The organism is Epilithonimonas sp. (assembly GCF_036780765.1).
Lineage (GTDB): Bacteria > Bacteroidota > Bacteroidia > Flavobacteriales > Weeksellaceae > Epilithonimonas.
The window spans coordinates 1-26,150 of record NZ_DAIQCG010000010.1 but is presented as its reverse complement, the minus strand read 5'-3'; the positions used below and the strand labels follow the sequence as shown (position 1 = coordinate 26,150).

General features: G+C 36.2%; 27 protein-coding genes and 1 pseudogene. 12 read left to right on the top strand and 16 right to left on the bottom strand.

Annotated features, from left to right (window positions below; genetic code table 11):
- The first annotated feature begins 51 nt into the window (after positions 1–51).
- Positions 52–429, top strand: a complete 378-nt coding sequence (locus tag V7P73_RS12790) for a YchJ family protein (protein ID WP_333854276.1) — start codon at positions 52–54, stop codon at positions 427–429.
- Positions 430–503: 74 nt separating this feature from the next.
- Here V7P73_RS12790 and V7P73_RS12785 read toward each other — a convergent pair whose 3' ends face one another.
- Positions 504–755, bottom strand: coding sequence for a VF530 family protein (locus tag V7P73_RS12785; RefSeq protein WP_333854274.1), 252 nt, complete (start codon positions 753–755; stop codon positions 504–506).
- 165 nt (positions 756–920) lie between these two features.
- On the opposite strand from V7P73_RS12785, the gene V7P73_RS12780 reads away from it, so the two are divergent.
- The 4 genes from V7P73_RS12780 to V7P73_RS12765 all read left to right on the top strand — a co-directional run bounded on the left by V7P73_RS12780 (position 921) and on the right by V7P73_RS12765 (position 4,221).
- Positions 921–1,574 (top strand): SGNH/GDSL hydrolase family protein, encoded by a 654-nt coding sequence (locus V7P73_RS12780; protein ID WP_333854272.1) that lies wholly within the window; start codon positions 921–923, stop codon positions 1,572–1,574.
- Entirely contained in the window at positions 1,574–2,104 is a 531-nt protein-coding gene (locus V7P73_RS12775; RefSeq protein WP_333854271.1) for a YfiT family bacillithiol transferase, read from the top strand. The genes V7P73_RS12780 and V7P73_RS12775 overlap by 1 nt, the downstream gene beginning before the upstream one ends.
- A gap of 64 nt (positions 2,105–2,168) precedes the next feature.
- Positions 2,169–3,656: a histidine ammonia-lyase gene (gene hutH / locus V7P73_RS12770; RefSeq protein ID WP_333854269.1), complete on the top strand. Its 1,488-nt coding sequence runs from the start codon at positions 2,169–2,171 to the stop codon at positions 3,654–3,656.
- Positions 3,657–3,774: 118 nt separating this feature from the next.
- The gene (locus V7P73_RS12765) at positions 3,775–4,221 is read left to right on the top strand and encodes a GNAT family N-acetyltransferase (RefSeq protein ID WP_333854267.1); all 447 of its coding nucleotides are present in this window, start codon (positions 3,775–3,777) and stop codon (positions 4,219–4,221) included.
- 295 nt (positions 4,222–4,516) lie between these two features.
- Here the strand turns inward: V7P73_RS12765 and ygiD are convergent, their stop codons facing one another.
- The 4 genes from ygiD to V7P73_RS12745 form a co-directional block, all read right to left on the bottom strand.
- Positions 4,517–5,344 carry a 4,5-DOPA dioxygenase extradiol gene (gene ygiD / locus V7P73_RS12760; RefSeq protein ID WP_333854265.1) on the bottom strand — a complete coding sequence of 276 codons (828 nt, stop codon included), beginning with the start codon at positions 5,342–5,344 and terminating at the stop codon, positions 4,517–4,519.
- Positions 5,345–5,663: 319 nt separating this feature from the next.
- Positions 5,664–6,173: a YceI family protein gene (locus tag V7P73_RS12755; protein ID WP_312421489.1), complete on the bottom strand. Its 510-nt coding sequence runs from the start codon at positions 6,171–6,173 to the stop codon at positions 5,664–5,666.
- A gap of 71 nt (positions 6,174–6,244) precedes the next feature.
- Positions 6,245–7,009 carry a TIGR03915 family putative DNA repair protein gene (locus V7P73_RS12750; RefSeq protein WP_333854263.1) on the bottom strand — a complete coding sequence of 255 codons (765 nt, stop codon included), beginning with the start codon at positions 7,007–7,009 and terminating at the stop codon, positions 6,245–6,247.
- Positions 7,010–7,099: 90 nt separating this feature from the next.
- Complete coding sequence (locus V7P73_RS12745; RefSeq protein WP_333854261.1) at positions 7,100–8,356, bottom strand: putative DNA modification/repair radical SAM protein; 1,257 nt, start codon at positions 8,354–8,356, stop codon at positions 7,100–7,102.
- Between the two features lie 190 nt (positions 8,357–8,546).
- On the opposite strand from V7P73_RS12745, the gene V7P73_RS12740 reads away from it, so the two are divergent.
- The 5 genes from V7P73_RS12740 to V7P73_RS12720 all read left to right on the top strand — a co-directional run bounded on the left by V7P73_RS12740 (position 8,547) and on the right by V7P73_RS12720 (position 11,210).
- Positions 8,547–9,875, top strand: coding sequence for a hydroxymethylglutaryl-CoA reductase, degradative (locus tag V7P73_RS12740; RefSeq protein WP_333854259.1), 1,329 nt, complete (start codon positions 8,547–8,549; stop codon positions 9,873–9,875).
- Entirely contained in the window at positions 9,875–10,174 is a 300-nt protein-coding gene (locus V7P73_RS12735; protein WP_333854258.1) for a hypothetical protein, read from the top strand. The genes V7P73_RS12740 and V7P73_RS12735 overlap by 1 nt, the downstream gene beginning before the upstream one ends.
- Positions 10,087–10,476: a GNAT family N-acetyltransferase gene (locus V7P73_RS12730; protein ID WP_333854313.1), complete on the top strand. Its 390-nt coding sequence runs from the start codon at positions 10,087–10,089 to the stop codon at positions 10,474–10,476. The genes V7P73_RS12735 and V7P73_RS12730 overlap by 88 nt, the downstream gene beginning before the upstream one ends.
- Entirely contained in the window at positions 10,473–10,859 is a 387-nt protein-coding gene (locus V7P73_RS12725) for a DUF423 domain-containing protein (protein WP_333854257.1), read from the top strand. The genes V7P73_RS12730 and V7P73_RS12725 overlap by 4 nt, the downstream gene beginning before the upstream one ends.
- Before the next feature lie 75 nt (positions 10,860–10,934).
- Positions 10,935–11,210: a hypothetical protein gene (locus V7P73_RS12720; RefSeq protein WP_333854256.1), complete on the top strand. Its 276-nt coding sequence runs from the start codon at positions 10,935–10,937 to the stop codon at positions 11,208–11,210.
- Between the two features lie 31 nt (positions 11,211–11,241).
- Here the strand turns inward: V7P73_RS12720 and V7P73_RS12715 are convergent, their stop codons facing one another.
- The 4 genes from V7P73_RS12715 to V7P73_RS12700 are packed head-to-tail and all read right to left on the bottom strand — an operon-like array spanning position 11,242 to position 16,301.
- Entirely contained in the window at positions 11,242–12,645 is a 1,404-nt protein-coding gene (locus tag V7P73_RS12715) for a TolC family protein (protein ID WP_333854255.1), read from the bottom strand.
- Entirely contained in the window at positions 12,629–13,942 is a 1,314-nt protein-coding gene (locus V7P73_RS12710) for an HlyD family secretion protein (RefSeq protein ID WP_333854254.1), read from the bottom strand. The genes V7P73_RS12715 and V7P73_RS12710 overlap by 17 nt, the downstream gene beginning before the upstream one ends.
- Positions 13,943–13,957: 15 nt before the next feature.
- Complete coding sequence (locus V7P73_RS12705) at positions 13,958–15,622, bottom strand: peptidase domain-containing ABC transporter (RefSeq protein WP_333854253.1); 1,665 nt, start codon at positions 15,620–15,622, stop codon at positions 13,958–13,960.
- Positions 15,623–15,626: 4 nt separating this feature from the next.
- Positions 15,627–16,301: a TetR/AcrR family transcriptional regulator gene (locus V7P73_RS12700; protein ID WP_333854251.1), complete on the bottom strand. Its 675-nt coding sequence runs from the start codon at positions 16,299–16,301 to the stop codon at positions 15,627–15,629.
- Positions 16,302–16,575: 274 nt separating this feature from the next.
- Here V7P73_RS12700 and sucC point away from each other — a divergent pair, with 274 nt between their 5' ends.
- The gene (gene sucC / locus V7P73_RS12695; protein ID WP_333854250.1) at positions 16,576–17,766 is read left to right on the top strand and encodes an ADP-forming succinate--CoA ligase subunit beta; all 1,191 of its coding nucleotides are present in this window, start codon (positions 16,576–16,578) and stop codon (positions 17,764–17,766) included.
- Positions 17,767–17,821: 55 nt separating this feature from the next.
- On the opposite strand, the gene V7P73_RS12690 is transcribed toward sucC, so the two are convergent.
- The 5 genes from V7P73_RS12690 to V7P73_RS12670 form a co-directional block, all read right to left on the bottom strand.
- Positions 17,822–18,685, bottom strand: coding sequence for a mechanosensitive ion channel family protein (locus tag V7P73_RS12690; RefSeq protein ID WP_333854249.1), 864 nt, complete (start codon positions 18,683–18,685; stop codon positions 17,822–17,824).
- 77 nt (positions 18,686–18,762) lie between these two features.
- Positions 18,763–19,353, bottom strand: coding sequence for a hypothetical protein (locus V7P73_RS12685; RefSeq protein ID WP_333854248.1), 591 nt, complete (start codon positions 19,351–19,353; stop codon positions 18,763–18,765).
- Positions 19,354–19,557: 204 nt separating this feature from the next.
- The gene (locus tag V7P73_RS12680; protein ID WP_333854247.1) at positions 19,558–21,273 is read right to left on the bottom strand and encodes a T9SS type A sorting domain-containing protein; all 1,716 of its coding nucleotides are present in this window, start codon (positions 21,271–21,273) and stop codon (positions 19,558–19,560) included.
- 91 nt (positions 21,274–21,364) lie between these two features.
- A complete protein-coding gene (locus V7P73_RS12675; protein ID WP_333854244.1) occupies positions 21,365–22,564 on the bottom strand; it encodes a glycosyltransferase family 4 protein in 1,200 nt (399 codons plus the stop codon).
- Between the two features lie 285 nt (positions 22,565–22,849).
- Positions 22,850–23,494 carry a DUF6266 family protein gene (locus V7P73_RS12670; RefSeq protein ID WP_333854242.1) on the bottom strand — a complete coding sequence of 215 codons (645 nt, stop codon included), beginning with the start codon at positions 23,492–23,494 and terminating at the stop codon, positions 22,850–22,852.
- 267 nt (positions 23,495–23,761) lie between these two features.
- Here V7P73_RS12670 and V7P73_RS12665 point away from each other — a divergent pair, with 267 nt between their 5' ends.
- Positions 23,762–24,043: a hypothetical protein gene (locus V7P73_RS12665; RefSeq protein WP_333854241.1), complete on the top strand. Its 282-nt coding sequence runs from the start codon at positions 23,762–23,764 to the stop codon at positions 24,041–24,043.
- 67 nt (positions 24,044–24,110) lie between these two features.
- Here V7P73_RS12665 and V7P73_RS12660 read toward each other — a convergent pair whose 3' ends face one another.
- Together V7P73_RS12660 and V7P73_RS12655 are read right to left on the bottom strand one after the other, a co-directional pair.
- The gene (locus V7P73_RS12660) at positions 24,111–25,040 is read right to left on the bottom strand and encodes a hypothetical protein (RefSeq protein ID WP_333854239.1); all 930 of its coding nucleotides are present in this window, start codon (positions 25,038–25,040) and stop codon (positions 24,111–24,113) included.
- 334 nt (positions 25,041–25,374) lie between these two features.
- Positions 25,375–26,150: pseudogene (locus tag V7P73_RS12655) on the bottom strand (hypothetical protein); the annotation flags it as partial.

The following is a 26,150-nucleotide window of genomic DNA, read 5'->3' as shown; positions in this document are numbered from 1 at the left end:
AAAAAAATCTTGAATCTTGTGTCTCAAATCTTGAATCTCAAAAAATTAAAAATGAAATGTCCCTGCTGTTCTGGAAAATCGTACGAAGATTGCTGTCAGCCTTATCACTTGAAAGAGAAATTTGCACCAACTGCGGAAGCTTTGATGCGTTCAAGATTTTCAGCTTTCACAATTCCAAATGGAGAATATCTTTGGGAAACAACTTCACCCAACAAAAGGCAATTTCATAACAAAAAAGACTTGCAGGAATGGGGCGAAATCAATGAATGGACGAAGCTGGAAATTCTCGATAAACCTTCAACTAATAAAGTAGAGTTTAAGGCTTTTTATTTTGATGAAGATGGAAAACCCCAGGTTCATCACGAGTTATCACAATTCAAAATGATTCAGAATCGCTGGTTTTATGTGACTGGAGAATTTTTGGATTGATATAAATTATAATTTCTCGCAGATTCAATTGATTTTGCAGACATTTAAGGCTTAAATCAGCGTAATCTGCCAAATCAGCGAGAAAAATCATAATCCTTTCTTTTTTGTCTCAAAACGTAGAGATATAAACTCTCGACTTTTGCTCTAGCCCAATCGGTTTTTCTGAGAAATTTTAGCGACGAACTTACACTTGGATTTTCGCCGGTGAAACATTTGATGTTGATTTGTTTTCCCAATTCTCCATAACCTTTGTAGTATTCTAGCAATTCTTCCAGAATAGCATCCAATCTTTTTCCGTGCAAAGGATCTTTCGATGTGTTTTCCATTTTGTAAAATTATTGATAATATTTTGAACACAAAGTCCGCAAAGATTCTTTTTTAATTATTGAAAATATTTTAAGGTTCGCAAAGGCGCTTCGCTCAGCTAAATCTTAAGAAATAAATTTATCATTATTCTTATTTCATATATTTGATAATCTAATTTAGAAATAATGAAATCTCTAGCATTTTCTTTATTATTACTTTCAACAATGTCATACGCTCAAGACTTTGCCAATTTTGGCAGATATCAAAAACAAAATAATGAAGTTCTCTCTCAAAATATTGCTCCAAATTCTGTTTTGATGGGCGATTCTATCACAGAAGGTTGGTTTGCCACGGATCCAGAATTTTTTGCTAAGAATAATTTTGTAGGACGAGGAATTGGTGGTCAAGTGACTTCACAGATGCTTTTGAGATTCCGAGAAGATGTAATTAAACTAAAACCTAAATGTGTCATTATTCTTGCCGGAACCAATGATATTGCGGAAAATCAAGGTCCGATTTCTTTGGATAAAGTGTTTGGAAATATTGTCTCAATGACGGAATTAGCAAAAGCAAACGATATCAAAGTCGTTTTGTGTTCTGTTCTTCCCGCTTCAGATTTTCCTTGGAGAAAAGATATGCAACCTGCAGATAAAGTAATCGCGCTGAACAAAATGATAAAAGATTACGCACAGAAAAATCATATCACTTATGTCGATTATCATTCAGTTTTAAAAGATGAGAAAAATGGTTTGCCTAAAGAAATTGCTATAGATGGAATCCATCCGACAAAATTAGGTTACGAAAAAATGGAAGCTATTCTGATGAAGAATTTGAAATAATGAACTTAGAAGAATTAAAATATCCAGTTGGAAAATTCATCAAACCAGAATTCGTTAACAAAGAAATAATCGATTATGCGATTTCTGAAATTGAAAACTTTCCAAGTCTTGTTAAAATCGAAATCGAAAATCTTAACGAACAAGATTTACGACTGAGATACAGACCAGAAGGTTGGACAATCTCTCAAGTTGTTCATCATTGCGCCGACAGTCATATCAATAGTTATATGAGATTCAAACTGGCATTGACGGAAAATGTTCCGACCATCAAACCTTATTATGAAAGTCTTTGGGCAGAGTTGCGGGACAATAATCTGTCGCCATTGGTTTCTTTGCAACTTTTGGAAGCTTTGCACACAAGATGGGTTTATCTTTTGAAAACTTTGACTGAAGATGATTTGAATAAAGAATTTATTCATCCAGAAAAATCAGAGAGAATTTCGCTTAAAGAAAATATATTGATTTACAGCTGGCATTGTCAGCATCATTTGGCGCATATTAAGCAAGCGAAGGATTTGAGATTTGATTAATTAATAAATCCTTTCCAATATTCCTCCCGAAAAGTGTATTTTTAGGCAAAATTTTTTTTCAGTGATGATTTACGGAATCGACCAATTGGGATATAAGGACGTTTTAGAGATTTTACAAAATCCTGCCAAAGCCCAACTCAATCAACAATCAAAAGACCAAATCATAAAATCGCAACAGAATGTTCAGCAAATCGTAGCGTCTGACAGAACTGTTTATGGTATCAATACAGGATTTGGACCACTTTGCGACACTAAAATATCCGAATCGGAAACGGCGCAACTTCAGCATAATTTGATTATTTCTCACGCTGTTGGTGTTGGAAAACCGATTGACAAGAATATTTCTAAGATAATGATGATTTCCAAAATCCACGCTTTGTCGAAAGGATATTCGGGTGTTTCATTAGATGTTATTGAGCGATTGATTCTGATGTTGGAACTGGATATTATTCCGGTTGTTCCTGAGCAAGGTTCTGTTGGAGCTTCTGGCGATTTGGCACCTTTGGCTCATTTGGTTTTGCCACTTTTGGGATTAGGTCAGGTTTGGGAAAATGACGAAATCAAAGTCACTTCCGAAGTTTTAGAAAAGCATAATATTCAGCCATTAAAACTAGGTCCAAAAGAAGGTTTAGGATTGATTAACGGAACGCAATTCATTTTAGCTCACGCCATCACTGGTCTTGCAAAATTCGAATATCTTTTAGATTTGGCAGATTTGACGGCATCCATGAGCATCGAGGCTTATCGTGGTTCAGCGAGTCCTTTCAAAAAAGAATTGCACGAGATTCGACCATTTGATGGAAGCAGAAAAGTGGCAGAAAGAATGCGAAATCTCCTCAAAGATTCCGATAATCTAAAGTCCCACGAATTCTGTGACAGAGTTCAGGATCCGTATTCTATGCGTTGTGTTCCTCAGGTTCACGGCGCAAGTAGAAATGCCTTTGAACATCTTAAACAAATGGCAGAAACTGAGCTAAACTCTGTAACTGACAACCCAATTGTTTTAAGCGCTGAAGAATCGATTTCCGGAGGTAATTTCCACGGACAATTGATGGCGTTGCCTTTGGATTATGCTTCATTGGCCGCAGCAGAATTAGGAAATATTTCCGATAGAAGAAGCTATCTTTTACTTGAAGGAAAATATGGTTTACCGAAGTTGTTAGTAGAAAGTTCCGGCCTCAATTCTGGCTTTATGATTCCGCAATACACGAGTGCTGCTTTGGTTACAGAGAATAAAACTTTATGTTTCCCGGCATCGGCAGATTCTATACCGACAAGTTTAGGTCAGGAAGACCACGTTTCTATGGGAAGTATTTCCGGAAGAAAATTCAATCAGATTTTAGGGAATTTGGAAAACATTCTAGCGATTGAATTAATGTTCGCAGCCCAAGGTTTGGAATTCCGAAGACCCGCGAAATGTTCCAAAATCGTTGAGAAAAATTACGACTTGATTCGTTCTGTAGTTCCAAAATTGGAAGACGATAGATTAATTGGCGAAGATATCTTGAAAATTGCTGAATTGATTAAAGAAAGGAAATTTGTAGTGAATTAAATTATAAAATAATAAAGTCTTCGACTCCGCTCAGACTGACAATGGCTAATAAAACTTAAATATTAGAAGTGTTACGCTGAGCGGAGTCGAAGCGTTTTCCTAAATAAAATTATTATTAATGAAAATCCATCGAACAACTTCCGAAAATCCTGACTTTCAAAACCTCGTAAGACAATTAGACGCTTATCTTGCAGTAATGGATGGTGATGAGCACGCTTTTTATCATCAATATAACAAAATTGATATGCTGAAAAATTGTGTTGTGATTTTTGATAATGATGAAGCTGTCGCTTGCGGAGCAGTAAAAGAATTAGATTCAATATCGATGGAAGTGAAAAGAATGTTCACACTTCCTGAAAAACGAGGAAAAGGTTTGGCTTCTACAATTTTGAAGGAATTAGAAACGTGGTCTAAAGAATTAGGTTACGAAAAAACAGTTCTGGAAACTGGTAAAAGACAAACCGAAGCTGTGGCTCTTTACAATAAATGCGGATACAAAATCATTCCAAATTATGGGCAATATGTTGGAGTTGATAATAGTGTTTGTTTTGAAAAAGAATTATAATCAATTCCCAAACTGATAATCCAAAGGCAGCATTTAGAAGCATTTTGTTGGAAAAAACTCTCTTCCAGAATCAATAAATCCGGTTCGGAACAAATACCTTCCCGGAAAATCTCAAATCCTTCTGCTTTGGGATGAATTAAGGACGTTGGCGGAAACTGTTGAAACTTTAGTTTCATCTAGATAAACTTTGACATCTGAAATCAGCTTATCATTTTCAGTTTGGATTTCACTTAGTATAAAAAAAGATTCTGCCTTGCGACAGAATCTTTCTAAAAATAAAAATGAGTTGGGATTATTAACCAATTTTTATCGATGTCATACTCAATGAACCACCAATCAACGAGTCATTGAATAATGATAATTCTTCTGATTTTTCTTTCAGACCAAGATTGTAAATCATTGGTAAAAAATGGTCTGGCGTTGGGACTGCATATTGCAAAAACGAACCTTGTTTCTGATAATCGATGAGTTTTTGAAAATCACCGTCCAAAAGCCAATTGTTGGTTTTTTCTCTGGCTTCTATCGCCCAATCCCAGCCTGCTCCCACGGTATCGATATTTTTCCAATCAATCAATCGGAGGTTGTGGACAATGTTTCCGCTTCCGATGATCAGGATTCCTTTTTCACGGAGTTTGGATAATTTTTTTGCTAAATCAAAGTGGTATTGAGGTGGTTTTGTATAATCTATACTCAACTGGATAACCGGAATATCTGCATCCGGATAAAGATGTCTGAGAACCGACCAAGCACCGTGATCCAATCCCCAATTATGATCTTCTTCTACCAAAACCGGAGCTAGTAAACCTGCAGTTTCTTTGGCTAATTCAGGACTTCCTTTTGCGGGATACTGAACATCAAACAATTCTTTTGGAAAACCATAAAAATCGTGAATGGTTTTCGGCATATCCATCGCTGTTACGAAAGTTCCTTTGGTAAACCAATGCGCAGAAATACAAATGATTGCATTGGGTTTTGGGATTTCTTTGCTGATATTCCTGAATCCCTGAACAAAAACATTCTCTTCGATGGCATTCATCGGAGAACCGTGTCCTAAAAACAAAACCGGCATTTTTTCTGTGGTTCGGAAGTTATCAGATATTTTTGAAAGGTCGTTGAGATTCATTTTTTTTATTGTATAAAGTATAATGTAGTAAGTATTTTGATTAAGTTTTAGAATCTTTGATTTTTTGGCAAATGTTGTTTTACGCTGAATCTGCAGCCCGACTTACCTCAAATTTGTTTATTTTTTTATTTGAATCGATGAATCTCGTTCCTCGATTTGAGCGAGCTCCTTTTTACGCAACGAAGTGGAGTGAAAAGAGCGGAAGCGGAAGGCGGATTAAGCTGCCCAAATAATTATTCTCAAAATCAAAAAAAGTATAAACAAAGCGAACTCTGTTTATACTTTAAAAAACTCAAACTATAAATACTATTATATTCTTTTATTGTTTTACAAACTGCAATTCGCCTGCAATTTTAACTTCTTCGCTCACCATCACACCGCCTGTTTCCAAAGCTGCGTTCCAAGTCAAACCGAAGTCGCTTCTTTTGATTTTTCCTTCGAAAGAGAAACCTGCTTTGGTGTTTCCCCAAGGGTCAGAATTGATTCCGCCAAAATCTACGTCCAAAGTTACTGGTTTTGTAACGCCATTGATTGTCAAATTCCCTGTAACGTCGCCGTTCAAAGTCGAAGCTTCGAAAGTGATTTTCGGGTTGGCTTCTGCGTTGAAGAAATCTGCAGATTTCAGGTGATTGTCACGGTCTGTATTGTTGGTGAAAATAGAATCTGTATCGATAAAAGCTGAAACTTTTGCGTTGGCGAATGTGTCGTCTTCTGCATCAATTTCTGCGTTGAACGTTGTGAATTCTCCTTTTACATTGGAAATCATCAAGTGTTTTACTTTGAAAGTGATTTCGCTATGCGTTGGGTCTAATAACCATTTAGTTGCCATAATTTTAATATTTTGTTGTTTAATTATAGTGCAAATTTAGGCGGATCAGATTTCTCTCACATTGATGTAAGTTAAGAATTGTATTTTTCGGTCAAATATTTCCAATATCTTTTGGGAACGTGCTGGATGTGGAGCTTTGTATTTTTCCGTTCCTTGATGTTGGTTTTCGTAAAATAGCTTTGCCAGAGCGTTTGGTATTTTTTCTCTTCGTCGTGGAATTTTTCCTGATATTGGTTTAAATTCAATTTTTCATCAGGGTAAAAAAATTCGCAGTTTTCTAAGTCGTAGAACAATCCGTAATGTCTCCGCAAGTCATAAATCATCCATTTTTGATCTGCATATCGGTCTTTGAAATGTTTTCTGATTAAAGGCAACACATTGAAATCTGGGTCAATTTTCGCAAAATAAACATCATCCTGCATCTTCTCGAATCTTACAAAAGCAGTCATTCTGTGTCTTTCCCGACTTACTGATTTGCAGATTTTTGAGATTTTCAGAATGTCATCGTTGGCGAAATTTTGTAGAATATTATCGTTTGGATATTTAATCGACTGTTTTACAGCAGATAAAATCAATTGTTCCATTGCGGAATCTTCTGATAAAAATACTTTTAATAGTTGATTGATTCCTGACTTGCCGATGTTTTGCTCCAGCTTATTTAATACCCGTTGTGACTTTTCCTCTTGTGTTACAACTTCGTGAATCTCCGCAAACATATTTTCCTGCTGGAATGTTTCCCTGTTTCTGATTTCCACATCCTTATAACGGTACTCAAAAACTTCAAATATCGCTGTAAAAAGTCCGTCGAAAGTTTCGTCGTAGAGAAGGGTTGTCATTTTCTGAGTTGGAGAGTTTTTGGGTTGGAGGGTTGGAGCGTTTGAGTGTACGAAAGATTTAGCGTTGTCAGGCTAAGCGAAGTCAAAGCCTTAAAACAAAGTCAACTGTTGAGAAAACTGATTCTGAAATTTAGATTGACTTCCACCAATAATTAATTTTCTCAAATTCAAATCGGTTAAATGTTTCAGAAATGGGTTTCCATAAGTAAAATCAATGAAATATTTGGCTCTGTTTACAGCTGCTCCGAGTTTTTTAAGATGGTCAATTGTCAAAACTTGGAATTTTCTTGCGCTCACGATTTTCTTCGCAGTTTTCACACCAATTCCTGGAATTCTGAGAATCATTTTGTAATCTGCGGTTTGAAGGTTAACAGGAAATTGATCCAAATTTCGCAAAGCCCAACTTAGTTTCGGATCCACTTCCAAATCCAGAAAAGGCATCCCAGAATCCAAAATTTCATCTGCCTTAAAACCATAAAACCTCATCAGCCAATCTGACTGATACAAGCGGTTTTCTCTCAAAACAGGAACTTCTGCCGTGATTGCCGGCAAACGATTATCAACAGTCACAGGAATGTATCCCGAATAATAAACCCGTTTCATTCCGTAATTCTTATAGAAATGGTCTGCCACTTTGATGATTTGCAAATCGTTTTCATTAGTCGCACCCACAATCATTTGGGTTGATTGTCCTGCTGGCGCAAATTTCGGCGCACTTCTAATGATTTTCTTTTCGTCTTTATATTGCTGAATACCTTTCTGAACGATTCTCATCGGTTGAAGCATATCCTCACGATTTTTATCAGGAGCTAATAATTTCAAGCCAGATTCGGTGGGAATTTCGAGGTTTACAGAAAGTCGGTCTGCGTAAAGTGCGGCTTCATTCATCAAATCGTCACTCGCGCCAGGAATGGATTTGAGATGAATATAACCATTGAATTGATGTTCTGTTCTCAGCTTTTTCGCCACACGAACTAAACGTTCCATCGTTGTATCCGCATCTTTGAAAATTCCAGAACTTAGAAATAATCCTTCGATGTAATTTCGTCTGTAAAAACTGATGGTCAAATCCACCACTTCTTCCACTGTGAAAGCCGCACGTTTGATGTCATTGGATTTTCTGGAAACGCAATAGATGCAATCGTAAATGCAATGATTGGTCAACAAGATTTTAAGAAGCGAGACACAACGGCCGTCTTCTGTATAAGTATGACAAATTCCGCTTGCTGAGCTGTCACCCAACCCTCCATTGTTTTTTCTTTTTCCACCGCTGGAGGAACACGAAACATCGTACTTAGCAGCATCTGCAAGTATTTCGAGTTTTTCTTTTATGCGGTCGAAGTTCATTGGACTATTTAATATTATATTGGCAATACTAAACTTCAAATTTAGTTCCATATTTGACAAATATCAAGAATTTATGATAGATGTTATCAACAGTCTAAAACGATAAATTAGTATCTTTACCATCATTAAAATTTTAGTATGAAATAAAATTGATTTAAGAATTTCATATCAAATTAAATAAATACTCTATATGAATCATAAACCCGTTGAAGGCTTTTCCAAATTAACAAAACAAGGAAAAATCGATTGGCTCGTAAATGAATACCTTGAAGGAAACGAAGAATATCAACATATTTTAAATCAATACTGGAACGATAACTCGGCGTTACAAAAACTTCACGAAGAGTTCTCGGAAAACACGATTTCCAATTTTTATATGCCTTACGGAATTGCTCCGAATTTTCTGATTGACGGAAAACTTCTGGCGATTCCAATGGCGGTGGAAGAAAGTTCGGTTGTTGCTGCTGCTTCTAAAGCTGCAAAATTCTGGCTGGACAAAGGCGGTTTCAAAACAACGATTATCAATACAGAAAAACTCGGTCACACACATTTTGTTCTGAATGTTGAACCACATAAACTGCTTCATTTTTTCAATTTTAAATTAAAGAAAAAATTGTTGGAAGCGACTGAAGATATCACTGCTAATATGAGAAAAAGAGGCGGTGGAATCTTGGATATCAAACTGATTGATAAAACTTCTGAATTGGAAAATTACTTCCAGCTGAAAGCGAGTTTTGACACGGTAGATTCGATGGGAGCTAATTTTATCAATTCTTGTCTGGAGCAGTTCGGGAAAACTTTGAAAGAAGAAGTTACAAACGAAAACGAATTTTCTCAGGAAGAAAAAGAATCGCTTCAAATTGTGATGAATATTCTTTCTAATTACACACCAGATTGTATTGTAAGAGCCGAAGTTTCCTGCAAAATTGAAGATTTGAAAGACGATAGTGGCATCTCGAATGAAGAATTTGCGTGGAAATTCAAACGTGCTGTGACGATTGCAGAAATCGAGCCTTACAGAGCAACGACACACAACAAAGGAATTATGAACGGTGTGGACGCTGTTGTCATTGCTACAGGAAATGATTTCCGTGCAACAGAAGCTTGTGCTCACGCTTATGCAGCGAGAAATGGAAAATATTCTTCATTAACGCACTGTACAACAGATAATGGGATTTTCAGATTTTGGATTGATTTACCGATTTCTGTTGGCGTTGTTGGCGGATTAACGAATCTTCATCCTCTGGTTAAATTTTCTTTGGCTTTGTTAGGAAAACCATCTGCTCAGGAATTGATGAGTATTTTGGCGGTTTCGGGATTGGCTCAAAATTTTGGAGCGCTTCGTTCTTTGGTAACGACAGGAATCCAAAAAGGTCATATGAAAATGCACCTTTTTAATATCTTGAATCAGTTTGGTGCAACGGAAGAAGAGAAACAACATTTTGTGACTTATTTCAAAGATAAAACGGTGAGTCATCACGAGGTAATTTCGGAATTGGAAAAATTGAGAAATAAATAATGGAATTTAATTTTGAAAAAGATTATATACTCGAAAATAGTCGGGTGCAACTTTTGCCTTTAACAGAAGAACATTATAATGATTTGATTTATTTTTCGGAAAACGAACCGGAAATCTGGAATTATTCTACCGGATTTTCTAATGCTTCCGGAAAAGAACAACTCAGAAAATATATAGAAACAGCATTACTGAACAGAAGTAACAAAACCGAATATGCTTTTGTTGTTTTTATAAAAAATCCAACTCTTTTGCAGGTTCTACAAGATTTTATAATATTCTTTCTAATCAAAAAACATTAGAAATCGGATACACTTGGTATGGAAAAAATTTCCAAGGAACAGGACTTAATAAAAACTGCAAATATTTGCTTTTGGAATTTGCCTTCGAAAAATTATTGATTGAGCGAGTTGGTTTTATTGCAGATTTTGAAAACAAAAAAAGCATTGCAGCAATGAAAAGTATAGGTTGTAAAGAAGAAGGAATTCTTAGAAGTAATATTTTTAAAAAAGATGGCACAAGACGTGATAGCATTGTCTTAAGTATCTTGAAAAACGAATGGTCTGAAGATGTTAAACAAAAATTAAACATCAGAATAATATGAAAAACTTTACTTTAATCATAGGCGGAATCTACGGTTTGCTATCCGTAATTCTTGGTGCATTTGGAGCGCACGCATTCAAAAAAATATTATCTGTAGAAAGATTGGAAAGCTTTGAAACTGGTGTTAGATATCAGATTTATGCGGCTTTCTTTTTATTGATTGTTGGTTATATTTTGAAATTTGAAACCTCATCTGAAAAATGGATTTCGATTCTGATGATTGCAGGAACTTTCTTGTTTTCTGTAAGTATTTATTTCTTAAGTTTTCAAGATGTTTGGGGTGTTAATTTGAAATTCCTTGGACCAATTACGCCGCTGGGTGGATTGTTTATGATTATTAGTTGGGCGATGTTGATTTATTATTTTGTGAAAGTGAAGTTTTAAATGAAACTTTTTCTTTTCATATTTCTAATTTCATCTAACTTTTTTCTAAGTCAAAAAGTTGAATCAATTTATGTTTTGACAAGAAAAAACATCTATTCTAACAAGTATAAAAATCATACAGAAAAGGATAGTATCATTTTATATAAAGATAAAACTTTTAAAAGAATACAAAATTATTGGGGATTTGACGAGCTTGATAATAAAACGTATTTAGGCGAATGGAGTTTTTCAAAAAGATTACTTTTGCTTAAATTACAGAGAAAACAAGATTCCTTAGAAGATGTTGTCATTAATGATATTCAATCAATTAATATAAAATTTCTGAAAAGAAAGTATAGAAAAGTCAAATAAAAAAGTTCAGGTTTTGCCTGAACTTTTTGTTTTATAACGTAAAATTCTCCTTCATCCATTTCAGCTTATTGAAACTTTTAAGGAATTTGGTTCTGATAGAAATGAATTTCTCCTGAGCTTCGATGACTTTATTTTCTCTTGAATTAATCAAGAATAATGAGCTTTCTCCGTTGCTGTATCTCGTTTCTTCTGCAGACAAAAGTCGCTCGTAGTTTTTGAGATTATTCTCGGCAAGTTCAATTTGCGTTCGGTAGTTCAGAATCTCATTTTTGTATGTTTCGATTTTGGTATCCAGTTCCCTTATTTTGTAATTGGTATCCAACTCATTCTGATTTAGTTTTATTTTAGCAATCTGATAATTAGCTCTGGCTTCTCTTTGGAAAATCGGGATTTCCAGTTTCAAACCATATTGAAAATTGTTATCAAAAAGCGGAAGATAATCTGCCTTGTAATTTTCTTTGTTGAAGAAATTATAAGTAAAATCAACTTTCGGAAGGAAACTTTGCCACTTCAGCCGTCGTTCACTTTCCAAGATATTTTGTTTCTGATTATAATATAAAATCGAAAGATGCGAACTAATTTGTCGGGATTCTACATCATTAATCAAGAATTCATAATCGGTGTAAGCCAGATTATTCGTAAGGTCATCAGAAGGATAAATCATCTGCGAAAGCTCATAAACCTGCTGATTTTCCTTCCAAAGAAATAACTGAAGCTCCTGAGTTGTCTTCACAAAAGTCAAAAATGCATCGCGCTGCTGAAGTTCAAAACTTTGCAACTGAGACAATGCTTCTATCGTATCAATAGCTGGTTTTTCTCCATATTCAAATGTTTTGATTGTGAGTTTGAGACGTTCTCTATTAATATCAATAATCTCGGTCTTTAGTTTATAAATCTCATAATTCTGAACCCATTCCAGATACTTGTTTTCTGCATCCAGAAGTAATTCGTTGGTTAAAACTGCTTGTTCAGCTTCGGTCATTTTCTGAGCAAACTTGGCTTGGTCCAGCATTGCTCTTCTCTTGTCATAAAGAAGATTTTTCGCCAACGGAATTGTCACACCAAATTGGTATAAACCACCAACAGTTTCGGTGTTGCTCAACTTATCTCCTTCTATATAATTGTAACCTCCGTGGATATCAATCCCATACCAAGTCGGAATCCCAAGTTCAAGATTTTTTTGTTTGTAATAGTTTGTTCCATCAATATTTTTCTCGCCCAACTTTCCACCTAAAACTGGGTCAAAACTACCTCTGGCTTGGGTAATTTCTGCTGTTGCAATCTTATTCTGCAATTGATATTTCAAAGCTAACGGATGATAATTTTTCACAATTGAAATGAACTCATTCGCCGATAACTTCAAAGAATCCTGAGCAAAATTAAACTGAACAAAAAGCAGAAAAACGAGAATAAATAGTTTATTTAGCTTTTTCATCTTTTGTTGATTTTGCGGTTGCAACTTCATAATAATCTGGTGGAAAACCGTTGATATTTCGCCATAGTTCGTACCAGATTGGAACATCATTTAGAATAGCGATTCCTTGAACGCCGGTTCCCATTTTGATTTTTGGTGGCCATCTTTTTTCACTCTTATCTTCAATCACCAAAGCTTTGAAAAGACCATTCGGGCTGATATTATTTTCCAAAGCAATCACTTTTCCTGCAAAAGTTCCGTAGCTGGAATCCGGCCAACCGGAGAAAACAATCGCAGGGAAACCATCAAAAATACACATCACACGTTGTCCTTCTTTAACAAGTGGAAGGTCGACTGGTTTGATATAGATTTCCACCGCATAATCTACAGTTGTAGGAACAATGGTTCCAATGTTTTCGCCATCTTTCAAAACTTCTCCAATTCCTGCTTTGTTCAACTGAACGACCTGACCATCTTGAGATGCAATGATGAAATATAAACCTTGTCTTGCTTTGTAATTCGCTACTTGGTTTTGAAGTTTTGCAATGTCGCCATCACTTCCTTCTATATTTCCCAAACTTTGGAAACGTTCTCCTTCTATCTTACTTAGCTTTTCATTATAATCTTGTGTGACAGCATTTTGTTCGATTTGAGTATTGAGAATCTCTTGTCTGGTTTGGGCTACTTTATTTTCTGTCGCTGTTTTTTTAGCAATGGCATTTTGATAAGAAATACTTCTCTGCTGGAACTGCGTCAAGGAAACCAAACCGTCATCATACATCTTTTTCTGTCTGGCAAATTGGTCTTCTGACAATTTGAGTTCGTTTGTAGTTGCAGCTAACTCAGCTTCTTCTCCAACCAATTTGTTATTCAGCTGGCTGATTTTAATTTTAACTTGATTAAGTTTCAAATCTCTTGCAGCATTCAGCGCTAACAATTGATTTTTCGCTGTTCCAACTTTAGCTTCGTAGTAATCTCTTACGCCTTTTTTAGCTTCAACTTGTTCTTCTGTTCTTTGAACCAACATTGGATCCAGATAATCGTCTTTGATTTCGGAAAGTTGAAGAAGTGTATCTCCTTTTTTCACATAATCTCCATTTTTCACATTCCATTTGATGATTCTTCCGGGAATTGGAGAATTCAATTGTTGTGGTCTTTGGGATTGATACAAAGAAGAAACGTTACCTTTCACTTTAATATTTTGAGTCCAAGGAAGAAACAACGTGATGATTCCGGCAATCAAGATAAAGAAAAACCATCTTTTGACTCCGGATTTTCTGTGGATTTGGTATATTTTATCGTAAGACTTTAGTTCCATTATTATTCTAAATTTTTAAGAAATCAATTTTATAGTTCCATCTTCCAAAAGCAAATGCTGGTCTGCATTGTAAAGGAAATCTTTGTCTGGAGAAACAACCACAATAGTGGTATCTTTTTTCTTTTCTTGAAGGTATTTGAGCATTTTTTCCTGAAACTCCGCTGGCATTCCGGCAAAAGGATTTTCCAGAAGTATCATTCTTTTTCCTCCTAACAATGCACGAAGCAGGAGGATTTTTTTCTTGGAACTGAATGTCAACTCAGAATCGGTTTCGCTGATTTCTGTTGTAAAACCTTGACTGAACAAACTAGAAATGTTATCAATTCCCATTTTTTCGGATAATATGAGGATATCTTCGGTATTGCAATCACTATTTCCTAATAGTATATTTTCCTGAACCGTACCTTGGATGACTTTCATATTTTCCAGATACAGACCGACACTGCTTCGGAATTTTTGTTTTTCTAAATTTTTCAAAGGAATCTTATCAAACAAAATGGTTCCTGCTCCCGGCTCGTAAAACCCAGAAAGGATATTGAGCAATAGAGATTTTCCTGATCCCATTTTTCCCGTAATTGCTGTGATGGTATTTTCCTTAAGTTTAAAATTTAGATTTGATAAAATCGGATGTGTTTCATTGAACGAAAAATCAACATTTTTAAACTCAATTTCGATTCCTCTATCTTTTTGAATCAAGGCAATTTCACCATTATTTTCCTCTTTCAATTCGGTAATCTTATCGAGTTTTGCAAAGGAAGCAATGATGTCATAATAACTTTCCAGACTTATAATTAATTTTTCTACTGCTGACATTATACTTAGAACAACAATCTCAGTCGCAATAAAAGCTCCAATATTAAGCTGTTGTGTAATCATCAGATAAGTTCCAATCGCCAACATCGCTAACGTAATAATCACTTTGAAGGCAACAATAGTTTTATATTGGAACACCAAAACTCGGAAATGTGCATTCCTATCTTCCAAATATTTAACTACTCGATTATCTGTTCCTGCCAAATGAACTTCGTTATCAGAATGCATTTTGAAAGTTTGAACCGACGCAGCAACATCTTCTATCCACGCCGCTGTTTCATATTTTTTATCACTTTCGTCTATGCTCGATTTGATTCCGCTTTCCATCGTAGCTCGGAAAATAATAACCACAGAAAGCACAACCAACGCTCCAAAAGCCAAAAACCAAGGATGATAAAATGACAGCAACAAAATCCCAAACACAATCTGAATCAATGCGGTAGGGATTTCCAGAAGAATTTTAGATATTCCTTTTTGCAGATTCTGAACATCAAAAAAACGATTCACTAATTCCGGTAAGTAATATTTTCTGGTACTTGAAAGATTGACTTTCGGAAGTTTCTCGGTGAAAGCCATAGAGAACTCAACAAAAATCTTCTGCTGAATTTTTTCAATAATCTGTAAAACCTTTAGTCTGAAAAAACCAACCAAGAAAGTTCCTAAGACCACAAAAAATATTAAAATATAAATAGAAGTTACCATTGTAGCTCCCATCACAAAGTTCACAATCGACTGGATTCCTAAAGGAATACTAAGCGCAACCAAACCATTGAGAATCGCATAAAAATAGATGTTCGTGACGTCTTTTTTTTCTTTGGTTATATATTGCCAGAGCTTTCGCCCATATTCATTTGGTGATGTTTTCATTGTCTTATTTTGTAAGATTAAATGTTAAATATTTTAAATAATTCAGGACATAGGATTTATGATTCTGATTATCTTTATTATCTGTCAATTTTGACATATGTTCGCTAAAAAACTGTTGATCGTGTGCCGTTTCCAACAATGTACTGGCAAGAGAAGTCGGGTAAGGAAACTTTGGGTTGGACGCAGAAATAATATTTGAAATAAAAGCACACAGATTCTCCAGCGGACTAAAAACTTTATCTTTATTAATCTCGTCCACTTCTTTTACAAGGTAAGATTTAGAACTCTCCGAAACCACAATGGCGTGAAGTTTACCAAGGTCATAGTCCTCGATCTCTACACAAGATTTGTCGTGATGCGTGATGATTTCTAATATTTTATCGAGTTTATCCGACGCAAGCTTGATTTCCGAAACTCGAAGCTGGGAAATACACTCTAGATAGGACCAATACCAATTGAGAATGTAAGTCAAAAGCTTATGTTTTGAAGAGAAATATCGATAAATCGTAGCTTCTGTAGAACCAATTTTCGTCGCCAGTTTCTTGAATGTAAAATGCTCAAAACCGATTTCAAAAATCAGTTCTATGGCGTTTTTCACAATAGATTTCCCTAACTCGCTTTTCTCTGGGTCTTTGAGATAGAGTTTCTCAGTAACTTTGAATTTTAATTGAAAATTCATTGATATTAATCTAATTTTTTTGACTATTCAAAATTATAAAATGATTCAGAATAATAGTATTACTATACATTAAAATAGTATTAAAATGTGATTAGAAAATTGTACCAGAAATTTGATTTCGATGATAAAATTATAGTCAATCTCTTTACCGTTCTCATTTTAAACTGATAAAGTGATTTAAGTCATTAAAACTTCTATAATTTTCTTTTTAGCGTTGGTCATTTTTCTTAAATTTGTAAATCTTATAAAATTTAAAAATTAATCAAAACATATTATGAATCTTCACGAGTATCAATCAAAAGAGATTTTAGCAAAATACGGGGTTAACATCCAACGTGGTTTTGTTGCAAACAACGTAGATGAGGCAGTTGCTGCTGCTGAAAAATTAACTGCTGAAACCGGTGCACAAGGTTGGGTTGTAAAAGCTCAAATCCACGCTGGTGGACGTGGAAAAGGTGGCGGTGTTAAGTTTTCTCCTAATATGGATAAACTTAAAGAAAACGCTGGAAACATCATCGGAATGCAGCTAATCACTCCGCAGACTTCTGCTGAAGGTAAAAAAGTAAACTCTGTATTGGTTGCAGAAGATGTATATTATCCTGGAGAAACTGAAACTAAAGAGTTTTATGTTTCTATCCTTTTGGACAGAGCTCTTGGAAAAAACACCATCGTATATTCTACAGAAGGTGGAATGGACATTGAGCACGTTGCAGAAGTTACGCCTCATTTGATTCACAAAGAAGTGATTGACCCAGCTTACGGACTACAAGGTTTCCAGGCTAGAAAAATTGCTTTCGGACTTGGATTGGAAGGTAACGCTTTCAAAGAATTCACAAAATTCATCACTTCATTATATAACGCTTACGTAGGAATTGATGCCTCTCTTTTCGAAATCAACCCGGTTTTGAAAACTTCTGATAACAAAATTATCGCTGTAGATGCTAAAGTAACTTTGGATGGCAACGCATTGTTCCGTCACAAAGACCTTGCTGAGTTGAGAGATACAAGAGAAGAAGACCCATTGGATGTTGAAGCTGGCGAAGCTGGTCTTAACTTCGTGAAGTTGGACGGCAACGTTGCCTGTATGGTAAACGGAGCTGGTCTTGCAATGGCAACTATGGATATCATCAAATTATCTGGTGGAAACCCTGCTAACTTCCTGGACGTTGGTGGAACTGCTGATGCTGCGAGAGTTCAAACGGCTTTCGGAATTATCTTGAGAGACCCGAACGTAAAAGCGATCTTGATTAACATCTTCGGAGGAATCGTAAGATGTGACAGAGTTGCTCAAGGTGTTGTAGATGCTTACAACGCAATGGGAAGCCTACCTGTTCCATTAATCGTAAGATTACAAGGTACAAATGCTGTAGAAGCTAAAAAACTGATTGACGAAGCTGGATTGCCAATCCACTCTGCTATCACTTTGGAAGAAGCTGCAAACAAAGTAAAAGAAGTTTTAGCTTAAGCTGAAATTTTAAAAGAATAAAATAAGCCGATTCAAATTTGAATCGGCTTATTTATTATTGCTCATTGTTATTTTCTGAATTGTTAGCTTGAGTAATGTTAATGCTTGTAGGTGTTACAAGTTCTATTTTTTCTTTTACAAGTCTCTCGTTAATCTTCATAATTGCATCACTCTTCACAATGGTAAAATTAGCTCCAATTTCTAACCAAAATTTGATTTGCAGAGTAAAAACACCTTGTTTTACATTGGTAAAGACCACATCGGTTGCATCTGTTTTATCCACGTGTTCTAGAGATTTAATTTCATCTAAAATAGCATCTTTAGCTTTATTGATATCTTCACCAACCGGAATCTCGAAATCTAAAATAATTCTGCGCTGTGGCGATGCAGTAATATTGAAAAACGGCGAATTAAAAATGACCTGATTCGGAACATAAACTTTCTTGCCATCATCGGTAATCAATTTCGTTGTTAATAACCCAATATCCTGCACCGTTCCGGAATTGCCACCAATTGTGACATAATCTCCAATTTTAAAGGCTTTATCAACACTTACCAGCATTCCTGAAAAAATACTCGAAACTAAATCTTTTAAAGCCACCCCGGCAATCACCCCGGCAACTCCCAAACTTCCCAAAAACTTGATAAAGAATCCACTGAATCCCATTATTTCCAATGCGAGGAAAGTTCCCATCAGGATAATCAAAAACCTGAATATGGCAATCAATGTCAGTACCGAGTCGTTTTTAGTTTTGGGGAAAAGTTTGTGAAATAGTTTTACGGACCATTTGCTGAGATATTTGCTGGTCATCAGGAAAAAGAGAAAAACTACTATCCCGACAATCAATCTGGGCGTCAACTCTGCAAAGCTGATGTACCATCTTTGTAATACGGCGTAAACTGTATTTAAATATTCCATAATCTTATTATTTTAATAAAAAAACCGACCAAAAGTCGGTAATATATTGTCTATATATTTTTTATCAAATATAGGTATTATTTCACCTCATTAGCAATTCTCTTGGCGTGAGATGTTGGCAAATAAATACTGAAACCAACGTTGAAAGTTATGTTAGAACTATATGGGGTATTTCCAAAACCTGCCTCACCATTATATTTTACTAAGCCTTCTACACCAATATTTGGTGTAATGAAATAAGAATATCCTGGACCAACACCATATACAAAACCTGTTGTTGAGTTTCCATTTTCTATAGAAGTACCACCTATTCCAGCATTACCTTCAAAAAACCAACGTCCATGATTTAATAAATTGTCAACACCCGCTTCTCCAGGAGAAATATAGTAACGCCCTAAAGCACCCACACCATACTTAAACTGAGTGGCTTCTCCTTTGCCAGTTTTTAAAAAATTCAAATTAATCATACCTCCCAATGCGACATTATCTTTAATAAAATATGCTGCTTTTGGTTCTAATCCAATTTGATAACCTCCGCCAGTATTTAGTCCAAAATTACTAGTTAAAATACTACTTCCAACCATCCAATTGCCTTCTTGTATTTGAGCCTTTGCAGTTGAAAATAACCCTGCTACTAAAACGATTGCTCCAAAAAATAATTTTTTCATATCTTTAATTTTTTCATTAATAATTATCTTTTTTACATTTTACAAACCTTATGCCATACAGAGGAATTGGTTTTGGAAATCATTAAAAGAAGCGTTAATGAAATATAACCTGAAGTAAACTATTTAAAAATATAGAGATTTTATAATCAAAATAAAAAAGCCAATCTTTTCAGACTGGCTTGATCTTTATAATCGGATGATTTGTTATAAAATAACTTTCTTAGTAGTAATTCCTTTTGCAGAAGTAATCTTTAGGATGTAAACCCCTTTCACAAATCCAATTGTACTTAGCTTGATTTCTTTGGTGTTATTTCCAGAAAGAGACGTCATTAATTTACCTGAAGCATCATATAATTCTGCCTTAGAAATGTTGAAATTATTTTTAACTACCAATGCCTCATTTTGTTTATAAACCAGCAAATCTTCTTTGGTTACAGCCCCTGCAGCAAGCACCTCGTTGGTATAAAGGATTTCAAATCTGGACTCATTGGGTGCTGTAAGGACATCACTGTTGAATGTATAGTATCCTTCCTGCAAATTGGTAACCGTACCTGTTACTTTATCTTTTAAATAGATGGCTTTATTACTGTCTTTAAAGATTCCGTCTTTATCATTGAGTGCAATAACACAGTTACCTGCTTTAGAAGTTTTGTATGCCAGTGGAATCACATCCGAATCACTAATTGGAAGCGCCCGTGCCTGGATTTGCAACTTATTGGTACCCACCGTTGAGTAGAACGTATCATTACCCATTGCAAATAATGCCGCATCATAATCTTCATCATAATTGTTCGTTGCCTCTGCTATGTGGGCAATGAGTATATCATTGGCTATATTGTCTGGGTTGATTAGCTTAAGCCAGTAGCGATCCACTATTTCTTCTGGTTCTTCCGGCTCATCATCTCCATTGTCATCACCTTCACTAGTTTTATTGTAGAAGATTGCTCCAGTAGTAACAGTAGGCCTAATTGAGTTTTTAAAATCAAGCGGCGCATTGTTGTATCTTGCCTGCACCATAAATCCCTGCCCCAATTTGGTATAATTCAGTGGCCGAAGACTCGTTTCCTCCACATTACCTGTTACATAGGTTGGACCAACACTTCCTACACTCACAACCATTGTTGCATAGTTGTTTCCTGCATACGAAGAGCCTTGCTGGCGAGTTACTTCATTAATATTTGTCCAAAAAAACAGTTTAGGAAAAATTGAATTTTTGTTAACATTATAAAAATTTTTTATGGCAATATTAGAAGGATAGGGATTTCCAACCAAATTATATCCTTTATCTACACCATTACTTTTTTTTAAATTAACAGTTATCGTACCATTATTTAAAGCCCCTGAAAACAAAAAAACTTCAGTTGTGGGAACTGTCAAAGAATATGTGTCTTTGCCTCGAATAGCATAACCAATGCCTGGCATAAACACAGATGAGCTATTTATTCCTTCTGAAAAGAAGCGATCATCAGTTTCTCTATACTTAAAAAAATATTGATGAGGAGTACCGGTTGAAAAACTATAAATATTTTGTCCTTGTACAGGAGCACTCCAATAATTATAATCCTTTTGCTTCAAATTTGCCTGTCTTTCAACAGTAGCTATTCCTGTACCAGAATACACAGAATTATCGGAAATTTGCGTAAGGATTGCATCATTTCCCAAATATAAGTTACCATTGTTTGTAAAATTACCATAAATTAATAATCTTTGTCCATTTTTCACAGTATATTGGACACCCGGATTAATTGTCAGATTTTTACAAGAAAACCCTAAAGTTTGGATGAAATTACCGCTTATTATCGCATCTGTAGAAGGATTTGGATTTCCATTGGACCAGGAAGATCCATTCCATGTGGTGGTTTGTGCCTTATAAGTTATAATGCTGAAAACCAAAAGCCAAAAGTATAGAAATTTTTTCATGATATATATATATTTTGCAAAGTTACATTAAAAAAAAAATACTTGCAACCATTCTCGCATCTCTCTAAAAATTAAGCCATTAACCCTTCACTTATTTTGTCAGTTCTCTGTATTCCGTTAAAATGGTATTCCAGATTAATTTCTGATCATAATGCTGTACTATGTTTTCTCTGGCTTCCGATTTCATTTTATTATAAAGGTTAAGGTCTGACATCAACTTGAGTAATGAATTGTAAATCTGATTTTTATTTTTCACAGAAATAATCATACCATTTTTGTTATTTTTAATTATTTCGTTACAGCCATTGATATTGGATACTACTGCCGGCAACTCCATCGCTCCAGCCTGCATCACCACATTAGGAAATCCTTCCCTGTAACTGGGAAATATCAGGGCGTCTGCCGCTGCCAGATACGGTCTAACATCCTTTTGGTACCCCACTGTTAAGATGTTTTTATTGTGTTCCATCTCGTTCAATGTTTCCGGTAACAGCGGATCGAGTTCTGACTCCAACGGTCCAACCAATAGAAGCTTGGGCGCTCTATTCCTTATATTATTTGCTGAACTATTTCTACTTCCATTTTCCGAATCATTCGCTTCCTCTGTCAATTGCCTGAATGCCGCTACCAGTTCATTAATCCCTTTATCCTTTACCAGTCTGCCCACAAAGATCCATATAAAATCATCCTCATCCAACTGCCACTGCTGCCTAAGTTCTCTCTTCTGCTGCGGCGAAAACAGTGCTGGATTAAAATAGGCTGTGTCAATCCCATTGGTACTTCCGTTGCCTATTACTTTCAGTTTATTCGGTGGGCAAAATTTCTCTTTCAGAATAAAATCCTTTAATCCAAACGAGTTGGGATATACTTTCGTCGCACAGGCGTAGGTTAATTTTTCGACTTGGTTCAGCACCCTTCTTTTTACACCAGATGTTTCCATCAAAGGTAATCCTGCCACTGTATGCAGTCTCACTTTAATACCCGCCAGTTTTGCTGCGATCATCCCAATCAGTCCGGCTTTGGGTGTATGCGTGTGTACGATGTCCGGTTTTTCCTGCTTGAGGTAGCAGTACATTTCCCAAAGCGATTTCAAATCCTGTATTGGGGTAATCTTTCGCGTCATTTCTATGGCTTTGGTTTTGACCCCCAGCTCCTGCCCCACTCTTTCCAGATCCTCTCTATCAGACGATATTGCTGTCACCTCATAGAACTGGTTCATAAACGTCAGCTGTTTGCCAAGGAGTTTTTCTACAGACACCGGCACAGTTGTAATACGGAAAAGCTTTGCCATTTAAGATTTTTTTGCAAAGATAGGAAAAGGGTTTGGGATGGAGGGTGGCGAGGTGCGGTCTGTTAGTGTTCAGGTAAGGTTATGTAGTATGGAAGTGGTGGGGTTGGGTATGATTAGGATGTACCCGATTTTGAAGATCCAGTTATTTATTTGACTGCGGTTATTTTATTGAGGATTTTTCACTGAGGTTATTTGATGGAAAAACCTTTGAAGGTTGTTGTATCAATGAAAATCCCTTTCTTGTAAAAGGGACTTTTTTTAATAATTCTGTTGTAATTAAATTAATCATGTAATCTGTACACTACCGACATAGGCAGATAAAGAAACCTCCATCCCATCCTGTGACAGGAACGCTATCCAGACTTGAACCGTTTTACCAGACAAGTAGGGCGGTACTGTAACAGTCATCGAAGCATCTGCTCTTTCGCCCATATTTCCCAAAAACACCGGACTTTTTTGTGTTTCTTCAAAATATAAAAGCTGCAGCTGATCTGCGAGACAATCGGGGTCGCCTGCCGCATTGTTATACCATTCTACCGATAGTGTTGTCGCGGCAGCCGAACTCAATCCTGTAGGAATTGCCGCCAAAAGACTGCCGTGCGAAAATTCTATCTCTGGAAAATCCGGAGTTATGGTCATCGTCTGAAAATCCAGTTTAAAGGCATTCAGTAAATTGGTAATTGCCAGATTATAGCAAGACCTCATCCCCTGCCTATGTCCAAAGTATGCAGAAGCATAAGCTTTGTAAGGAAGAATGAAGTCATAACATTTCTTCATCCGCTCCTGAATCAACGCCTGTTTAGGCGATGGCTGCGTATTTTTTTTACGTGGCCGTACTCTAAGAATTTCGGTGCCGGCCACATTTGCCACCACCAATCGTCCGGTTCTACCTGAGGATCCAGACAATAGAGAATCATTTAATTTTGCCATAACAATAAATTTTAATTGTTTAACAAGTCAAAGGTAGCGTACCAATCCTGCTCTTTTTTAAGCCCTTCCTAAAATTGCCGAAATTTTCCAATTCTACTCTATTTATATAGGTTCGCTATAGGCTTTCTATAAGCTTTGTATAGGTTTTCCATAGGCTCCAGATAGAGTTTGTACGGGGTTTGTTAAAGCGGTAATGTGGGAGTTGGGAAAAAACTTTAGTACTGTGTTGAAAAAATGATTAACTTAGTGGATACAAAACTAAATGCTATGAAAAATTTTTACAATTTCAGCGAAAACTTTATTAAAGAATTCATCAACTCATTGCGACAAATGGTAGAAGAATTGCTTGCCAGTGATTTTGTCCTTAACCGCAAACAACTTCTTACAGAAAAGCAAGTGGCCCTTTTTCTGGGTGTGAGTGAACGTAGCATGCGTACATACCGATCCGAGAAGCACTTTCATTTTATCAAACTTGATGGCAACATCTATTATCTTTCCATAATACTCTACATCGATCTTATTATCAAAAGCCTGGAGAGTGGTTTGTGATATACGGGTTGCGATTGGAGGGTTGAAGGGCGTGCGTGAAAAGTCGCGTGATTATGTATACGGGATGTTAGTGGTGGGGTAATTTTTGGCTAATTATTTTGGTCGCAAGAATCAGCAGAAAAGGCATATACATTATTTTGGTTCGGACGAAAATCCCGAGGCAAGAATACCGCTGGATATAAAAAAGGGATGCAATGATGCAAAATAAGATGGTAATCTTTGCATATGCATCCCATTTTATATGTTTAGCTTTTTTAATCCAAAGCACTACTGCTGTTGACAGCCATACTACTACCAGCAAGTTTTCTGCGCTTAAAATAAAAGCATAGGTTGAGCGGGCATCCCAAAACAATGGTCTGAAGTTGAATGCCAGTCCTCTTTCTATCCAATTATAATCTATCATTGGCACATAGGATCCTGCTCTTTTGAAAGCTAGCAATGAGGCTCTATTTCTCTCCAGAATATAGGGAATGTCGAATGGATTTCGGTTCAGCAGATGCATTGTCATCAGGTATAATCCGAATATTATCATAACGCCCGTAACGATCCACATTGACTTTTTCCAAGTCCACTTTTTATTGTCCCAAAGCCCTGCCAATAAAACCGCCATGAGTAGAAACATTGCGACGTGGGGTCTGACCGAAGCCAGAAGCACCCAGCCCGAAATATTTTTAATGCTGCTGTATTTCCGATCCCTATGCTGAATCAAGATCCAAGTAATTGCCAGAAAAACAACAGGTTCTTTCCCGATGACAGAAGTCCAAAAATGCAGATTAGGCAGGAGGAAAATCAACATCACCAATCCCTTCTCCCACTTTTCTGAAGGTTTGATGTATCTTAATGAGAAATTGTAAAGTTCCATTATTGCATAAAAACCTATCAAGCAGTACAATATAAAACCAGCCCAGAGTGGCCATTGCAAAACGGATGAAAAAGGAAAACTGATCAGTTTTATAACATCTGTGCCCCAATGCAGATAAGCTGACCAACTCCCCATCAGCATCCAATATCTAAGCGCATCACTGGGGTGCTGCAGACTGTACTGCCACGCTACTATGGCAAAGGTCAGGTGGTACACCAATAAAACAACGGGAAATAGCCACTTTTTGTTTTTTATATCGGAGCTTTTGCTCATATTTTGGGTCTGATTATTCTAATAATGAAGGCAAAGTTAAGGTTTTTAGGATTTGAAAGTGTTTATTTTTAGAAATGCTTCGAGAGCCTCAGCAGGACGGTTTTTGGATATTATTTTTATAATGTAACGAGAATCTCAGCAGGCCGTTTTGGAAATTATTTTTAGAGTGCTTCGAGAGCCTCAGCATGACATAAAACTATTTTACTTTCGTTGGGGTTTTTAAAGCTCTAATTCTCTGCTGCTGGTAAGAGAATATCCACATCAGGTAGATCATCATCCCCGGAAGGAACATATTCCGCATGCGGATCATAATGCCCAAGTTTCCTAAAGATTGGGAAAAGGCCAAAGTTCCTACAATCAAAAAAATAACAAGACCTTTTATTACAAATGGTGCCGCCTTGAAGGCCTTAAGCGGACTGGTGCGCATTGCTTTTATGAAAACAATCAGCAACAGTAAATTTTCTAAGGCAGCAATCAGACTGTTTATATTTCTGACGTCAAATAATGTCGGTCTGAACCAGAACGTTAGAACTTTCAGCGGAAATGGATATGATGAAATGTCTATGGCAGAACCTGTACTGCCACGGCTCAAAACAGCAGCCTTACCTGTTGCAAATTTGTCAAAGCCTTCTGCTGATGCCTCCTCTATCTTGGCAAACTCCATTACCGATGGCAAAATGGCAAGCCCTATTGCTATCATTGCTGCCGAGAAAATGAAACGTTGCGCCGGAGACACTTTGCCCCCAAACACGTAAGCCAGACCAAAACCTATCATTAAAAACAATAAAATATGTGGTCTAATTGCCATTGTTAATAATCCGGCTATTAAAATCATAGGAATTCTCTGAAATGGTTTCATCAATCCATAAACAAACATGCCTATACACAGAAACAGAATGGTATCTTTTCCTACTCCGGCGCTCCAAAAATGAAGATTTGGGAGAAAGAAAATCAATGGAAACAATATATAAC

Excerpts from the sequence above, each read along its gene's own strand:
- V7P73_RS12790 (WP_333854276.1), top strand. The coding sequence starts at position 52 with ATGAAATGTCCCTGCTGTTCTGGAAAATCGTACGAAGATTGCTGTCAG.
- V7P73_RS12785 (WP_333854274.1), bottom strand. The coding sequence starts at position 755 with ATGGAAAACACATCGAAAGATCCTTTGCACGGAAAAAGATTGGATGCT.
- V7P73_RS12780 (WP_333854272.1), top strand. The coding sequence starts at position 921 with ATGAAATCTCTAGCATTTTCTTTATTATTACTTTCAACAATGTCATAC.
- V7P73_RS12775 (WP_333854271.1), top strand. The coding sequence starts at position 1,574 with ATGAACTTAGAAGAATTAAAATATCCAGTTGGAAAATTCATCAAACCA.
- hutH (WP_333854269.1), top strand. The coding sequence starts at position 2,169 with ATGATTTACGGAATCGACCAATTGGGATATAAGGACGTTTTAGAGATT.
- V7P73_RS12765 (WP_333854267.1), top strand. The coding sequence starts at position 3,775 with ATGAAAATCCATCGAACAACTTCCGAAAATCCTGACTTTCAAAACCTC.
- ygiD (WP_333854265.1), bottom strand. The coding sequence starts at position 5,344 with ATGAATCTCAACGACCTTTCAAAAATATCTGATAACTTCCGAACCACA.
- V7P73_RS12755 (WP_312421489.1), bottom strand. The coding sequence starts at position 6,173 with ATGGCAACTAAATGGTTATTAGACCCAACGCATAGCGAAATCACTTTC.
- V7P73_RS12750 (WP_333854263.1), bottom strand. The coding sequence starts at position 7,009 with ATGACAACCCTTCTCTACGACGAAACTTTCGACGGACTTTTTACAGCG.
- V7P73_RS12745 (WP_333854261.1), bottom strand. The coding sequence starts at position 8,356 with ATGAACTTCGACCGCATAAAAGAAAAACTCGAAATACTTGCAGATGCT.
- V7P73_RS12740 (WP_333854259.1), top strand. The coding sequence starts at position 8,547 with ATGAATCATAAACCCGTTGAAGGCTTTTCCAAATTAACAAAACAAGGA.
- V7P73_RS12735 (WP_333854258.1), top strand. The coding sequence starts at position 9,875 with ATGGAATTTAATTTTGAAAAAGATTATATACTCGAAAATAGTCGGGTG.
- V7P73_RS12725 (WP_333854257.1), top strand. The coding sequence starts at position 10,473 with ATGAAAAACTTTACTTTAATCATAGGCGGAATCTACGGTTTGCTATCC.
- V7P73_RS12715 (WP_333854255.1), bottom strand. The coding sequence starts at position 12,645 with ATGAAAAAGCTAAATAAACTATTTATTCTCGTTTTTCTGCTTTTTGTT.
- V7P73_RS12710 (WP_333854254.1), bottom strand. The coding sequence starts at position 13,942 with ATGGAACTAAAGTCTTACGATAAAATATACCAAATCCACAGAAAATCC.
- V7P73_RS12705 (WP_333854253.1), bottom strand. The coding sequence starts at position 15,622 with ATGAAAACATCACCAAATGAATATGGGCGAAAGCTCTGGCAATATATA.
- V7P73_RS12700 (WP_333854251.1), bottom strand. The coding sequence starts at position 16,301 with ATGAATTTTCAATTAAAATTCAAAGTTACTGAGAAACTCTATCTCAAA.
- sucC (WP_333854250.1), top strand. The coding sequence starts at position 16,576 with ATGAATCTTCACGAGTATCAATCAAAAGAGATTTTAGCAAAATACGGG.
- V7P73_RS12690 (WP_333854249.1), bottom strand. The coding sequence starts at position 18,685 with ATGGAATATTTAAATACAGTTTACGCCGTATTACAAAGATGGTACATC.
- V7P73_RS12685 (WP_333854248.1), bottom strand. The coding sequence starts at position 19,353 with ATGAAAAAATTATTTTTTGGAGCAATCGTTTTAGTAGCAGGGTTATTT.
- V7P73_RS12680 (WP_333854247.1), bottom strand. The coding sequence starts at position 21,273 with ATGAAAAAATTTCTATACTTTTGGCTTTTGGTTTTCAGCATTATAACT.
- V7P73_RS12675 (WP_333854244.1), bottom strand. The coding sequence starts at position 22,564 with ATGGCAAAGCTTTTCCGTATTACAACTGTGCCGGTGTCTGTAGAAAAA.
- V7P73_RS12670 (WP_333854242.1), bottom strand. The coding sequence starts at position 23,494 with ATGGCAAAATTAAATGATTCTCTATTGTCTGGATCCTCAGGTAGAACC.
- V7P73_RS12665 (WP_333854241.1), top strand. The coding sequence starts at position 23,762 with ATGAAAAATTTTTACAATTTCAGCGAAAACTTTATTAAAGAATTCATC.
- V7P73_RS12660 (WP_333854239.1), bottom strand. The coding sequence starts at position 25,040 with ATGGGGAGTTGGTCAGCTTATCTGCATTGGGGCACAGATGTTATAAAA.